This window comes from Bogoriella caseilytica (assembly GCF_003752405.1).
Lineage (GTDB): Bacteria > Actinomycetota > Actinomycetes > Actinomycetales > Actinomycetaceae > Allobogoriella > Allobogoriella caseilytica.
The window spans coordinates 2,202,795-2,218,137 of the sequence record NZ_RKHK01000001.1 but is presented as its reverse complement, the minus strand read 5'-3'; the positions used below and the strand labels follow the sequence as shown (position 1 = coordinate 2,218,137).

General features: G+C 67.5%; 7 protein-coding genes. 1 reads left to right on the top strand and 6 read right to left on the bottom strand.

Going from position 1 to position 15,343, the window contains the following annotated elements; all coding sequences use genetic code 11:
• Positions 1–42 precede the first annotated feature (42 nt).
• From EDD31_RS09925 to EDD31_RS09910, 4 genes are all read right to left on the bottom strand, one after another.
• On the bottom strand, positions 43–2,547 hold the full coding sequence (locus EDD31_RS09925) for a phosphoketolase family protein (RefSeq protein ID WP_123304008.1): 2,505 nt from the start codon (positions 2,545–2,547) through the stop codon (positions 43–45).
• Positions 2,548–2,645: 98 nt separating this feature from the next.
• Positions 2,646–3,770, bottom strand: a complete 1,125-nt coding sequence (locus tag EDD31_RS09920; protein ID WP_123304007.1) for a GuaB3 family IMP dehydrogenase-related protein — start codon at positions 3,768–3,770, stop codon at positions 2,646–2,648.
• Between the two features lie 61 nt (positions 3,771–3,831).
• Positions 3,832–5,325 carry an IMP dehydrogenase gene (gene guaB, locus EDD31_RS09915; protein WP_123305394.1) on the bottom strand — a complete coding sequence of 498 codons (1,494 nt, stop codon included), beginning with the start codon at positions 5,323–5,325 and terminating at the stop codon, positions 3,832–3,834.
• 162 nt (positions 5,326–5,487) lie between these two features.
• Entirely contained in the window at positions 5,488–6,510 is a 1,023-nt protein-coding gene (locus EDD31_RS09910; RefSeq protein ID WP_170163264.1) for a MerR family transcriptional regulator, read from the bottom strand.
• 437 nt (positions 6,511–6,947) lie between these two features.
• On the opposite strand from EDD31_RS09910, the gene EDD31_RS09905 reads away from it, so the two are divergent.
• Positions 6,948–7,253, top strand: coding sequence for a WhiB family transcriptional regulator (locus EDD31_RS09905; RefSeq protein ID WP_123304005.1), 306 nt, complete (start codon positions 6,948–6,950; stop codon positions 7,251–7,253).
• Between the two features lie 130 nt (positions 7,254–7,383).
• On the opposite strand, the gene EDD31_RS09900 is transcribed toward EDD31_RS09905, so the two are convergent.
• Positions 7,384–12,414, bottom strand: a complete 5,031-nt coding sequence (locus tag EDD31_RS09900) for a DUF7927 domain-containing protein (protein WP_123304004.1) — start codon at positions 12,412–12,414, stop codon at positions 7,384–7,386.
• Between the two features lie 256 nt (positions 12,415–12,670).
• Entirely contained in the window at positions 12,671–15,271 is a 2,601-nt protein-coding gene (locus EDD31_RS09895) for a winged helix-turn-helix domain-containing protein (RefSeq protein ID WP_123304003.1), read from the bottom strand.
• Positions 15,272–15,343: the final 72 nt, after the last annotated feature.

Genomic DNA, 15,343 nt, shown 5'->3' with positions numbered 1-15,343 from the left:
TGCGTCCCGAGCGGCGACGGCGCCCCTCGTGGCGTCGTGGACCTACTCGTTGTCACCGCCGGTGTCGCGCAAGGTGCCGGCTGCCTCGCTGCCGCTCTGCCCGGCGTCCGGCCACACCCAGTCGGCCACCTCGGGGATGTCCTCGCCGAACTCCCGGGTGTACTCGCGGGCCGCCCACCGGGCATCCACCATCCGCTGCTTCAGCAGGCCGTGGCGCTGCATCAGGCCCGGCGTCCGGTCCAGCACGTCAATGACCAGGTGATAGCGGTCAAGGTCGTTCAACATGACCATGTCGAAGGGCGTGGTCGTGGTGCCCTCCTCCTTGTAGCCACGCACGTGCAGGTTCGCATGCCCCGCCCGGCGGTAGGTCAGCCGGTGAATCAGCCACGGATAGCCGTGGTACGCGAAGATGATCGGCTTGGAGGTGGTGAACACGGCGTTGAACTCGGCGTCGGTCAGGCCGTGCGGATGCTCACGCTCATCCTGCAGGCGCATCAGGTCCACCACGTTGACCACCCGCACCCGGAGGTCGGGGATCTCGCGGCGCAAGATGTCCGCGGCGGCGAGGGTCTCCAGCGTGGGCACGTCACCGGCACAGGCCAGCACCACGTCAGGCTCCTCGCCCGCCTCCTCGCTCCCGGCCCATTCCCAGATGCCGAGCCCCCGGGCGCAGTGGCGCGAGGCCTCCTCCACGGAGAGGAAGCTCGGGCCGGGTTGCTTGCCCGCGACCACCACGTTGATGAGCTGGCGCGAGCGCAAGGCGTGGTCATAGGTGACCAGCAGGGTGTTGGCGTCCGGCGGCAGGTAGACACGCACGATCTCGGCCTTCTTGTTCACCACGTGATCGATGAAACCCGGATCCTGATGGGAGAAGCCGTTGTGGTCCTGGCGCCAGACGTGGGAGGAGAGCAGATAGTTCAATGAGGCGATCGGCCGGCGCCACGGAATGTGGTTGGTGACCTTCAACCACTTGGCGTGCTGGTTCACCATGGAGTCGACGATGTGGATGAAGGCCTCGTAGGAGTTCATCATCCCGTGCCGGCCGGTGAGCAGGTACCCCTCCAGCCATCCCTGGCACTGGTGCTCGCTGAGCACCTCCATCACCTGGCCGGCACGCGCCAGGTGATCGTCCGCATCGGATGCGTGATAGCCCGCATTCCACTGCTTCGCTGTGTTCTCGTACACGGCCTGCAGCCGGTTGGACGCCGTCTCGTCGGGCCCGAAGATCCGGAAGCGCTCCGGATTCAGGCGGATCACCTCGCTGAGGTACTCACCGAGCACCCGGGTCGCCTCCTTCAGCGGGGCGCCAGGCGCCTCCACCTCCACGCCGAAGTCGCGCCAATCCGGCAGGCGAAGGTCTTTCAGGAGCAACCCGCCATTGGTGTGCGGGTTCGCCCCGAGGCGCAGGTCTCCGGCCGGCGCGAGGGAGGCGATGTCGCCCTTGAGCGCCCCGGTGTCATCGAAGAGCTCCTCTGGCCGGTACGAACTCAACCAGGACTTCAGGTCCTGCAGGTGCTCCTCGGTGTCCCGCGCGGAGGCGAGCGGAACCTGGTGGGAACGCCACGATCCCTCCGTGGGTTTGCCATCGATGCTCTTCGGGCCCGTCCAGCCCTTGGGCGTCCGCAGCACGATCATCGGCCAGCGCGGGTAGGCGTCATCGGTGGCATCGAACTCACCCTGCGCCGCACGTGCCTTGATCTCGGCGATCTCGTCCATGACTTGGTCGAGCAGCTCGGCGAAGCGGCGGTGGAAGGAGGAAGGCTCCTCGTCATCGAATCCCGCGGTGAAGAAGTAGGGCGTGTGGCCATAGCCGCGCATCAGCGCCGCCAGCTCTTCCTCCGGGATGCGGGCAAGCATCGTGGGGTTGGCGATCTTGTAGCCGTTCAGGTGCAGCACCGGCAGCACCACGCCGTCACGGCTGGGGTTGACCCACTTGTTGGAGTGCCACGAGGTCGCCAGCGGGCCGGTCTCAGCCTCGCCGTCACCGACGACGGCGAAGGCCAGCAGATCCGGGTTGTCGAAGATCGCGCCGTAGGCATGGGAGAGCGCGTAGCCGAGCTCGCCGCCCTCGTGGATCGAGCCGGGGGTCTCCGGGGCCACGTGGGAGGGGATCCCGCCGGGGAAGGAGAACTGCCGGAAGAGGCGCCGCACGCCCTCGGCGTCCGCGGTGATGTCCGGGTAGACCTCGGAGTAGGTGCCCTCCAGGTAGGTGCCGGCCACCAGACCGGGCCCGCCGTGGCCGGGGCCGGTCAGATAGAAGGCGCTCTGCTCCCGCTCGGCAATGACCCGGTTCAGATGCGCATACAGGAAGGTCAGCCCCGGGGTGGTTCCCCAGTGCCCGAGCAGGCGCGGCTTCACGTGCTCCGCCGTGAGTTCTTCACGCAGCAACGGATTGTCGAGCAGGTAGATCTGCCCCACAGAGAGGTAGTTGGCAGCCCGCCACCACGCGTCAATGCGCTGATAGGTGGCTTCATCCAAGGACACATCAGTGACCTCGGAGCGGCGACGCCATGCGGACGGGGCAGTGATGCGGTCCGGTGCACTCATACCGTCAGGCTACGGAATCCTCCCCGCTCCGCAGCCCCAACCACCGTCCCGAATGTGCGGGACCAAGGTCACCTGGCGAGCGCCTCGCCCGGCCGTGGTCACACCGGGTTGTACGGAGAGACGACGACCTCGACCCTCTGGAACTCCTTGAGATCGGAGTATCCGGTGGTGGCCATCGTCCGGCGGAGCGCGCCGATGAGGTTCAGGGTGCCGTCGGCGGAGTTCGAGGGGCCGTGCAGGATCTGCTCCAGGGTGCCGACGGTGTACACCTTGACCCGCTCTCCGCGCGGCAGCTCGGCGTGGTGCGCCTCGGAACCCCAGTGCCATCCTTGACCGGGAGCCTCCTCGGCCCGAGCCAGCGCAGCACCGAGCATGACCGCGTCGGCCCCGCACGCCACGGCCTTGACCAGATCACCGGAGCGGCCCACGCCGCCGTCGGCGATCACGTGCACGTACCGCCCGCCCGACTCGTCCAGGTAGTCCCGCCGGGCCGCAGCGACGTCGGCCACGGCCGAGGCCATCGGAGCGTGGATCCCCAGCGCCTGGCGCGTGGTCAGCGCCGCTCCCCCGCCGAAACCGACCAGCACGCCGGCCGCACCGGTGCGCATCAGGTGCAGCGCCGCCTGGTAGGTGGCCGCCCCGCCGACGATCACGGGCACGTCCAGCTCATAGATGAAGCGCTTGAGGTTCAACGGTTCGGCGCGCGAGGACACATGCTCGGCCGAGACGGTGGTGCCGCGAATGATGAACAAGTCCACGCCGGCCTCGACGACCACGCGCCAGAACTCATTCGTGCGCTGCGGGCTGAGCGACCCAGCCACCGTGTGGCCGGCGGCGCGCACCTCCTGCAGACGCGCGGTGATCAGCTCGGGCTTGATGGGCTCGGCGTAGAGGCGCTGCAGCATCGCCGTGGCCTCGGCCTCCGGAGCAGCGGCCACCTCCGCCAGCGCCGAGGTGGGGTCCTCGTACCGGGTCCACAGTCCTTCGAGGTCCAGTACCCCGATGCCGCCCAGGCGGCCGAGCTCGATGGCGGTGGCCGGAGACATGACGGAGTCCATCGGCGCCGCGAGCACCGGGATGTCCACGTGATAAGCGTCAATCTGCCACGAGACGTCAACGTCTTCGGGGTCCCGGGTGCGCCGGGAGGGCACGACGGCGACGTCGTCGAAGCTGTAGGCGCGCCGGGCACGCTTTCCGCGGCCGATCTCAATCTCGATACTCACAGCACCAGGCTAGCTGGATCACGCGCGGGGTCGAGCCAGGCAGGGCGCGGTGGCGTCCGAACTAGCCGTGGTAGTTCGGGGCCTCGGCCGTGATCTGCACGTCGTGCGGATGCGATTCCTGCAGCGAGGCCTGGGTGATGCGCATGAAGCGGCCCTGCTGTTGCAGCTCCGGCACGGTGCGCGCGCCGACGTAGAACATCGACTGATGGAGTCCGCCGACCAGCTGGTGCGCCACGGCGGACAGCGGCCCACGGTAGGCCACCCGGCCCTCGATTCCCTCGGGCACGATCTGGTCGTCCGAGGTGACCTCGGCCTGGAAGTACCGGTCCTTGGAGTAGGAGGTCTTGCCGCGGGAGGACATCGCACCCAGCGACCCCATCCCCCGGTACGCCTTGTATTGCTTGCCGTTCGCCAGCACCGTCTCACCCGGAGACTCCTCGCACCCGGCCAGGAGCGAGCCGAGCATGACGGCATCGGCACCGGCCACCAGCGCCTTGGCGATCTCACCGGAGTACTTCATCCCGCCGTCGGCGATGACCGGCACGCCGGCGGGCTTGCATGCCCGCGAGGCCTCGTAGACCGCCGTGATCTGCGGGACGCCCACCCCGGTGACCACACGCGTGGTGCAGATCGATCCTGGGCCCACGCCGACCTTGACGGCGTCCACGCCGGCGTCCACGAAGGCCTGCGCGCCAGAACGAGTGGCCACGTTGCCTCCGATGACCTGCACGTGGCGAGTAGCGGGGTCGCTCTTCAGGCGCTCGACCATGTCCAGCAGCAGCCGCACATGCCCATGGGCGGTGTCCGCCACCAACACGTCGACGCCGGCCTCGATCAGGGTGGTGGCACGCTGCCAGGCGTCACCGAAGTAGCCGATCGCCGCGCCGACCATCAACCGGCCCTGGGCGTCCTTGGACGCTTTGGGGAACTGCTCGGACTTCACGAAGTCCTTCACCGTGATCAAACCGGCGAGGCGCCCCGCGTCGTCGACCAGCGGCAGTCGCTCCAGCTTGTGCTGGCGCAGCAGTCCGGTGGCGTCCTCGCGAGAGATCCCGGCCGGCCCGGAGACCAGCGGCATGGGTGTCATCACGTCCCGCACGCGGGTCGTTGCCCACTCGGCCGCCGGGGTGAAGCGCAGATCGCGGTTCGTCACGATTCCCACCAGCGCGCCGTCGGCTCCGACCACCGGGAAACCGGAGATCCGGTACTGGCCGGCGCGGGTGTCGAGTTCTTCCAGGGTCGCGTCCGGCCCGATGGTGACGGGGTCGGAGATGATCCCGGTCTGCGTGCGCTTGACCAGATCCACCTGATAGGCCTGGTCCTCCACCGAGAGGTTGCGATGCAGGACGCCGATTCCACCCTGTCGCGCCATGGCAATGGCCATGCGCGACTCAGTCACGGTGTCCATGGCCGCACTGATCAACGGCGTACGCAACTCCAGCTCCCGCGTGAAGCGCGAACTCGTGTCGATCTCCGCAGGGGCGAAATCGGAGTATCCCGGCAGCAGCAGGACGTCATCGTAGGTCAGGCCGGTGGCCGCGAAGGGATCGGGCACAGCACCTTCCGGGGGCGGCGCCCCATGCTCCGAGGAACGCAGTGCATCGGGCGGGAAGGGAGGAAACTCGTTCGCCTGGGCCACGCCTCGATCCTAGGGGCGTAGCACGCCGCGGCGCATCGCCCCGGACGTGGCGGTGGGCACAGCGAAATGCCCTCCGGTCTATGCGCTTCGAACCGACTCGCGCGCCGCTGCGGCAATCTCCTCGACCGCGGCGGGGAGCGTGCGCACATGATGCACGCCCGGGAGCCACATCTTCGGCGCGTCCTCCCCCAGCAGGTAGACCGGGGTCTCTCCGCCTTCGGACAGTGATCGCACGACCTGCTCGAGGCCGTCAGGCGCGCCGAGCACAGCCAGGATCTTCGCCTGACCGGCGCGCGCCATATCGGGGGCCGAGCCGTCGAATCGCGGCACTCCGAGGATGCGGGAGGGTACGCCGGCCTCGGCCAGCGCTCCGCCGATGACGTGTGCGGAGAGCCGGTGACCCACCGGGGCGCAGACCAGCACGGGCGCGGCCTCGGGCTTGTCCTCCGTGGCAGCCTTTGCCGTGCTGGTGCGGAGCGCTTCCAGGAACGCCGCCCGCAGGACTGCCTCCGGCTCCACCCCGGGCAGGTTGGGCTTCTTGCGATCGGCCAGGGTCGCGAGCGCATCGGTGACCGTTTCGGTCCACGTGCGCGCCACACCTCGGTCCCCGATCTCCTGGGCAAGCATGCTCTCCACGCGGTCCGAATCTGCCTCGACGGCAGCCGCAGCCACAGAGAGCGGGTCCACCAGAACTCGCTCTCGCCTGTTCGCTCGTGGTGCACCATGGCGCCAGCGTGCCGGCGAGACGATCTCGGCGGAATCACTCGCCCGTGCCTCCTCGGCGAGCGAGCCTTCCGCCGGCGTACCGGTGAGCGGGACATCGGACACGGCAGCGCGGGCAGCATCTGCAGGAGCCACCCCTTGCAGGGTGAGCGCCCGCATGCGCTCGAGCCGGGCGACATCGTCGCGGGTGTACTTCCGGTGAGCGCCGGCGACATGCGCCGATGGCCCGAGACCATAGCGGCGGGCCCATGTCCGTAGCGTCGACGCAGCCACACCGAGCCGGCCAGCCACCCCCGCCACGGTCAGTGGAGCATCACTCCCGGTCGGAGAACCGGCCCCTGACACGGGATCAACCTCACCCGGAGTCGCTTCAGTCAACAGGCTCCCCCGAGCCGGTTGCGCAGATCGCGGTGGATGGCGCGCCCGGTCCCGCGATTCCCGGTGCTCGGCGCCGCTCTCCCCAGGGGGCGGAGCGCCACGCGGTGTCGACATGCCCACGATCTTGACCCTTTCTTGGCCCACGCGCCACTCGGCCCGCCGGTAGTGCACAACTTTGGTGGTGTCGCCACAGGAACGCCTCGCGACCTTCGTCGCAGGTACTGCACAGGGTTGTTCACTCCACGGATGCCGCACCGTGCCGCCGGATCCTCCCTGAGGGCGCTCGCCGCGAAGTTGTTCACAGATTGGTCGCCAGAGGGGGTTGAACAACTTCCGCAACGGCTGCTAGCTTGAGGCACAAGTTGTTCACAGCCTTGTTCAGCAGTTCTCCGGCACGCAGCCCGGGAACGCTTTGACACCGTACGAGAGGACCAGCCATGGCCGAACTATCCCGCCTCCCCGGCCCCGTGATGGACCTATGGGAATGGCAGTACGAGGGTTCCTGCCGCGAGGCAGACCCCGACCTCTTCTTCCACCCGGAGGGCGAGCGAGGCGGTACGCGCCGTCGGCGTGACGAGCAGGCCAAGCGCATCTGCGCAGGCTGCCCCGTCATCGAACAGTGCCGCGAGCACTCCCTCGCCGTTCGCGAACCGTACGGAGTCTGGGGTGGTCTCAGCGAAGACGAGCGCACCGACATCCTCACCGGCCGCCCTGCAGCAGTGCCGCCGGCCGCAGCCGCCTGAGGCAGTTGCCACCTGACCGCTCTCCTTCATTCACCGGCTGGTGCGGTGGCCGGTCGCGAAGGCGAGCGGCATGGCCCCCGGGTTCATCGTCCAGAGACGAGGAACCCGGGGGCCAGCTTGTCGGCGCTGATCAGAACCTGTCAGTTCCGATCTGCTGCCTGGCCCGGCTTGCGGCCTTGCGCTGCTCGGTGATCGTCAAGACACCACCGCACGCGATGAGCAGAAGCGCGACCAGCCCCATGCCCCACGGAAGCAGGGCGCCGGTGCTGGGCAGGCCCGGAACGGGAGGCTTGCCCGGGGCGTCCGGCGGGGTGGTGTGCTCGGTGGCGCAGCCGGCGTTGCCGTCGGCGGCGGGAACACAGACTGCCCGGTCGTCAGGGCTGGTGACCACATTGTGCAGCGTGGCCTCGGGCTCGTCGCCCACGGTGACGGAGTAGGTGATCTCGACCACCTGACCGATAGCCAGATCGCCGCTCCAGACCAACTCCTCATCCGCATAGGCGAGGTCGCCCGAATCGGCCTGCGCGTCATCGTTCCACTCCGCGTAGGCCAGCACCCCGGTGAGGTCATCGACCACGATCGCGTCCTGGACTCCCGCCGTGCCGTAGTGCTCGACCACCACCGTGTACGTCACCACCTCACCGGCCTCCACGACCGAACCCGAAGCCGGGTCCGAGGTCTTCGAGAAGGTGTAGGCACCGTTGTAGTGCTCCGTCGTACAGTCCGCGTTCTCGTCAGCTGCTGGAACACACACTGCGCGCTCGTCGGGGCTCGTCACCACGTTGACCATGGCGATCTCCTCCAGGTCACCCACGGTGACCGAGTAGGTGATCTCCACGACCTGGCCGACGGCCAGGTCACCCGTCCACGTCAGCGTCTCACCATCACGAACCACGGTGCCGTCTGTCGCCTCGGCGTCGTCATTCCAGGAGGCATACGGCAGCACCTGGGACAGGTCGTCGGTGACGATCGCCCCAGAGACGGGGGCGGTACCCACGTGCTCGACCTCAAGGGTGTAGGTCACGACCTCGCCGGGCCGAACCAGCGAGCCCGAGGGCGACTCGGAGCTCTTGGAGTAGGTGTAGGCACCGTTGATGTGCACGGTCCTGCAGGCCTCGTCCTGCCCCTCGGCCGGCACACACCAGCCATCGGTCGTCACGACGTTCTCCAGGTAACGGTCACCTTCAGCCGTGACGGTCACCGAGTAGGTCACCGTGACGACATCACCCTCAGAGAGGGCGCCCCACCAGGACAGCGTCTCGCCCTCGAAGCTGAACTCCCCGGCGCTGGCGCTCACGTCATCGTTCCAGATGGCGTCATCGAGAACGTCCGAGAGGTCGTCCACGAAAGAGGCCTCGACGTCGGCCAGACCGATGTGGGAGACGGTCACCGTGTAGTCGATGACGTCGCCGACCTCGACCGCCGACCCGGACTCGGGGTCCGAGACCTTGGTGACCTGGTAGTCACCGACGATGTGTTCCGTGGTGCAGTCGGGGTTCTCATCCGCGGCGGGAACACAGATCGCCTCGAGGCAGTCGGGGTCGTCCTCCGCGCACACCGAGCTGACCACGTTGCGCAGCTCGTAGTCACCCTCTCCGGTCACCGTCACCGAGTAGGTCACGTCGACAACGTCACCAACCTCCAGTGGGGCGGACCAGGACAGGATCGGCTCATCGAAGGACAGCTCACCATCGGTGGCTGCCGCGTCGTCGTTCCAGATCGCGTCATCGAGGACCTCGCTGAGGTCGTCAATGAAGAAGGCGTTATCGACCGCACCTTCGCCGTGCTGGGTCACCTGCACGTGGTAGGTGATCACGTCGCCGATGCGCACCGTCTCGCCCGGTGCGGGCTCCGCGGTCTTCGACACTGAGTAGTAGCCCACCAGGTGCTCCGTGGAGCAGGCTCCCTGGCAACCAGGCGAGGTGACCTGGTTGTTCAAGAACGTGTTGCTGTCACCTTCGCGCAGCTCCTCGGCGGCCTTCACCGTCACCGAGTAGGTGATCGTCGCGATCTCACCGACCGGCACGACGCCCTCCCACTCGAGGATGCCGTTCTCGAAGGACAGAACCTCTCCGTGGCTGGCAGTCACGTCACCGTTGTAGTCGGCGTCGTCCAACACATCAGACATGTCGTCAGAGAACCATGCACCAGCAGGCACATCACCCATCTGGGAGACGGTCACCGTGTACTCCACCACGTCGCCCGGGCGAACGGTGGAGCCGGACTCGGGGTTGGCGGACTTCTCCACCAGGTAGTCGGTCACCACCAGCGCCGCCGACGTCCGCATCACCAGTTCGGTGTGCTCGGCGCGCGCTTGCGCCCGGTTGACGAAGACGTCCTGGGCCTCAGCACCATCCGTGGTGATCGGCACCTGGAAGGAGAAGGAACCGCCGGTCGCCAGCGTCCCACCGATCACGCGGATAGCGGTCGGGTTCTCGGGCCTCTCGGTGCTCCACAGCGCCGAGGGAGCGTTGGGCGCACCATTCGACTCATGTGCCGGGTCGTCCGAGAGCGTCGCCGGGTCAGCGTCCGTGTAGTAGAGCGTGCCACCATCGAACAACACCACGTCACCCAGGGTGTAAGTACCAGAGAACGACGTCCCCCGACCATCGCCGTTGTACGGGAGGATGTCGATGGTGTCGGTCCAGGCCTGTGACTGCGGGTCGCGTGACTCGATCGTCACCGTCCACGAACCGCTGCCCACGCCGTCACCGAGACGGTTCGGGATGAACTCGACATCCGAGGTCTTCAGAATCGTGGTGAACCCGTTGTTCGCCGTGGTGACCGTGGCGCGTGCTGGTGAGGATGTCGTTCCGCCGAGACTGGCCGTGGCGGTATTGACCAACGGAGTGCCGGGGGCAACACTCGAGTCGGCCGCTGCCGCGTAGGTCAGCACGTTCTGCACATTGGTCGGCACGTTGTCGAAAGTCCACGTCAGCACCTGCTGGTTGTTCGCGTTCGTGGTCACCGTCGGCTCAGGATCTGAGGATCCCACCTCGTAGGTGACCAGCGGGGGCAGAGTGTCGACCACCGTGTAGCCATCGACGCTCTCCGGGATGCCCGCCCCGGTGTTGGCCGAGTAGCGCAGCGTGAACACCGTGGGCACCCCAGGGACAACTACGGAACGCTCCGCAGACTTCTGGATCGCTGGATTCGCGCTGATCACCCGAGCGATGTCGCGCCGCCCGTCCGTGTGGGGGTACCGAGCGTCAGGAGTCGGCGTAATAACCTCCTCCTGAGCGGGTCCGAACCACCCCCCATTACGCAGGCGGGAGCCGAACGTCCAAATATCTTGGCCCGGCTGGACGTCCTCGCGAACAGTGGTCCAACCCACAAGGTCGATAAATTCTCGACCCACCTCGTCGAAACTGGAGAAATCGTAGGTCACTCGTGCTGCGCGGATCGTCGAGAGATCGGCAGGCAGCTCGGTGGTCCAGCCACCGGGATCGCTGTCGCATTCGAACTGATCCGGGTTGTAGGCAGTATTGCCGGTGGCCGGATCGAGCAGCGTACTACCGCCCACGTAGTACTCGAGGACCGCCGAGGCGGGCCAGTCGTTCCGCGCCAGGAAGCCCGTGGCGACCGCGAGATCGAAATCGCGGTCGACGATCACGTATCGGGTGTCGAGCGCCAGGCAACTGCCGTACTGGGCGGTCGGTGCCACGTTCCGGTCACCGCTGTAGCCATTTCTGGCCTCGTTCCGCAGAGTGACACCGGGGGTGACGCGGTAAGAGTCGTCCCAGAAGGTCCCGCCGCTGCCGGTAGCCGATCGACGGAAGGAGGCGCTCCAGGCACCAGGAAGGGTGAAGGCCTTGGTGGTCTGGTTGTTGGTTCCCAGGTCCTCTGATGTCTGTCCGGTGGTCGCCGTGTAGGTCACGGGATCCATGGTCAGCGCCAACGACCCGTTACTGCCCGCGTTCACCTGGAACCACAGCGATCCACTAGCCACGTAATCCCAGTCCGCCGGCAACGGGGAGTTCGCGGTGCCGGCGTCATTCGTCGGCGCGTTCACCAGCGAGTAGTTGATGCCTTCCAGCGTGAGGTCGAAGACGCCGGGCTCGCCCGGCACCGCAGTCAGCGTGCAGGAGTCCACGAAGTTCGTGTGCCGCGGGTGCGGAGGGTTGGAGGAATACGGGTGGCCGGGGGCGTTGCTCAGGTCGAAGGGTGAGCAACCCACCACGCCGGTGTAGATGTGTGTGCCAACCTCCACCGTAGACCCCGCAGGAAAGATCGGGGCGATGCGCAATCGAAAGGTCTGGTTTGCCGGGCCCGGGTCCGAGCCCTTGCCCAACCTCAACGACCACTGCACGTCCAGATTGACGTTAGTGGGGTTCGATAGGCTATCCCACTCCCGCTGGTTGGTGTTCTGACCGAAATGCATGTCCATCCGGAAATCGTTCTGGATGGGAATCAAGGGCAGTTCCACCGTTTCGCCGGCCGGGCTGGTGCCGCTCAGGCTGACGTTCGTGCCCGTGACACCTTCGGTGATCACCGGGGTCTGCAGCGCGATCGAGCGACCCAGGGCCACCGTGCCGAAGTTGCAGGTCAGCAGCGAGCCATCGGCCGAGATCGAGGATGCCGGCTGCACCCCCGTGGTGAGGCAGAGGTCCGGAATGGTCTGGAAGACTGCGTTGCCGACATCGAAGGTGGCGACCACATTGTCGACCAGCTCGTTGCTCGGCGGGTTGTTGCCGTCGTTGACATTGATCCGCCAGTCGGCCACCACGGGGTTCCCCCGTGAGGTGACCTCCGGCTGCTCCAGCCAGACGCCGGTGATCTCGTAGACCGGGCTCGGCTCGGCGAAAGGGCTCACCTCGGCCAGCGTCGACACGTCATCGGACGACGTCGCTGGCGTGCCTTCGTCTGCCGTGTCCGAGAGCGTCTCGGTGTCCTCCTCCGCAGCAGCCTCGGTAGAGTCCGCCTCCGCTGCGGCATCGGCAGCGGCATCGGCATCCGCATCAGCATCAGCATCAGCATCAGCGGAGTCCGCTTCGATCGCGGGCTCTAGTGCAGTGTCGGCGGCAACCGGGACGGCCATGGCCATGGAACCCAGCACGCCGATCAACACCGCCATGAGCACGGCGATCCACCGCGGCGCGACAACCTCGAGATGACGACCGGCGAGCGCTGAAGCGCCCGCAGATCTTGAACGTTGGTGCATGGGGACCCCTAGAACGATGAATGCAGCCACTCCTGGCCACGGAGACGAACAGTGGGTCAGTTATGACAGGCAACACATGTGGTGTCCTTAAACGTGGTCTCTCGCCGTGGGGAATTTCACCCTGGGTTTCACCCTGCCGGTCTCCCACGCCCCCAACCGAGCGTGTCCCGGTGGCTCGGCGCTTCGGTTGCACGCCGGGCAGAACGGGCGCGACTCAGCCCGAGCACGATCAGGCCACCGGCCGATGCCGGCGCGATCAGAGGTCCGGGGAATGCTCCGCAGGCCCGGGGCGCTCAAGAAGGCCGGAGGCGAAAGCGACCGCCAAGGCCTCTTCCCTCCCTGTCGCCTCGAGCTTCCGGTAGAGGGAGCGCAGCTGACTCTTCACCGTGTTGGGCGAGACCACGAGATACTCGGCGATCTCGGCCTGGCTGCTGCGCTCGACCAGAGCATGGAGCACCACGCGCTCACGCTCGGTCAGCGAGACATCGGAGACCGCCTCGGGCAGCACCTCCGGAACACCCTCCAGGTCGAGGCAGCGCGTGACGAGACCGAGGTTCTTCTCTTCTGCCAGGACCCGCAGCGCCAGCAGGTCGCTCCGCGGAACCAGGGCGAGATGCGAGCGCAGCCCGCAGTCGGCCATCACGGCTGCCATCTTCTCCAGCGGCGCCACGGCGAGGTGCGGTCGATCAGCACGCAGCGCCGTGGCCGCCGCGAGCAGGTGAGCCAGTGCCGCGATACGCGGTGTGGTCTCGGGCGTGTGGGTGCGTGCCAGCAGACTGATGGCGCGTTCATGGTCCCCGGTGAGGTGCGACCGCAGTGCGCGGAGAATCATCACGACGGCACTCTTGGCCGGCAGCGACTTCAGGACCTGGTCGGCCCGGGCGACCTGGCCCTGCGCGAGGTGCAAGAGTGCCCGAACGGGCCCGAGGAGACGCTGGTCCAGCTGGGCGAGGTGACGGCGTCCCACGTCGCCCGTGGTGAAGCGGTCCAGGCGCTGCAGACCCAGTGCCGGGCTCCCCTCGGCGAGGTCGGCCAAGGCCTCGATGGCCACGAAGTAGGGCCGGTACTCGAGGGTCGCCATATGCGGGGCGAGCACCTCCACATGGCGGCGTGCACCCTCGACGTCGAAGTCCTCCATCGCCTGAATGGCCTTCGCCAGGTGGTAGGTGGCACCGGGGTAGTCATTCCGGATGGCGGCGGGCCACCGGCCCTCGTCGACAAGAGCCACGGAGGCGGCCGCCGACTTCATATCGCCGTCGAAGACCTGCAGAGCCGCCTGCAGTGACACAGTGGCCAGCGCTGGAGAGAGCGGAATCGACTCCAAGTCGGCCATGTTGTCACGCAGAGCAGCCCGCGCTTCGTCGGTGCGTCCGGCGCGCATGAGCGTCACGGCATTCTGGGACCGGAGGTAGGCGAGCTGGTCACGCAAGGGCGCGAGCAGCACAGGATCTCCGCGTAACAACCGCAGGGCTCGGCGGGCTGAGCTCACCCCTTGGGCGGGCCGTCCGGTGAGCCGGAACGCCACGCTCTCGACGGTCGCCAACGCGGCGCGCTCAGCCGGGCCGGCGCGCGAGCCCATCACCCGCGAGGCGGCGATCGCCACCGCGAAGTACTCGACAGCACGGAAACGCCGGTTCCGTCGTGCGTACGCGCCGACAGCAAGCATCAGGGCGATGAGCGGATGACGAGCAACTGCGGCCGCCGAGAGGTGGGACAGCATCGCGTAGACGTCCCGCTGAGGAAGGAGGCCGATGCCGTGAGCCAGCAAGATTTGGGAGACGAACTCGAGGTCGTGTGCCGCGACGGCGTGGCCGAGAGCTGCCTTCGGGGAGTCATGCGCCTCGCACCAGCGGGCCGCAATCCGGTGCAACCTGCTCAGCTCGCTCCCGAGCTGCGTCTCGCCCTCGATCAGCAGTGCCTCGCGCAACAGAGGGTGGTATCGGTACAGAGGTGCGTCTATGCGATCGGAACGCATGAGCACGCCTTGGGACTCCAGATGGTCCAGCTGCTCCTCCACGTTCTCACTGCCTGCGAGCGCCCGAGCGAGGGAGAGGTCGAACTCTTCTGGGATGGCGGTCTGCATCATGAAATGCCGCCGGGCCTCCGGCATGCCGCGGAGCAGATCGCTCACCAGTCCCTGGGCGACCACCCTGCTGCTCTCGTAGGTGATCGTGCCCGCGCCATGGCCACGGAGGAGGGCACGCAGGAGCAGCACGCTCCCGCCGGAGGCGTGGTGGAGCGCTGTGACCTCGGCAGGATCGGTGAGACCCGCCGCGGCGAGCACCTGGCCCGTCTCTTCCAGGCTGAGGGCCATGGACGGTGGCGTGATCACCACCCGGTCGAGCTTGGCGCCGGCGAGGCTTCCTTCCAGCGAACTCGGGGTCCGGGTGGTGACAGTGACCGACAGTTGAGGGCATGCCGCGAGGAGGTCGATGAGGTCCTCGGCCACCGTGTCGGGTTCCTGCAGGCTATGGAAGTCATCGAGGACGAGCATCACCGGCACACGCAGGGCGCTCATGGCAGTCCGCAGCAAGGGCTGGAGGTCGGAGACGGTGGTCGCCATCTCGCCCAACAGGTCAAGGCTGGAGCCCGGAGGCGCAAGGCCGGCACTCGTCAGCCGCCTGCCGACTGCCGACCAGAGTGCATGCCGCGAGCTGGTCGAGGAGTCGACGCTGACCCAGACGCCGGCAACGCCGGCCTCGTGCAACGAGCTGGCGACGAGGACCGTCTTGCCACAACCGCCCGGCCCTCGCACGACCGTCAGCGGCGCGCGTTCATCGAGGAGGCGCACCAGCCGATCGCGCCGGATCAGATCGGTGCTGAGGCGCGGAGCGCCATAGAGGATCGGGACGGCCACGAGTCGTCAGTCTAGGCCCGCTGCCTGAGCGTGCGAGAATGCCACCTGCTGCACGAGGCCCTCTTGTCGTTC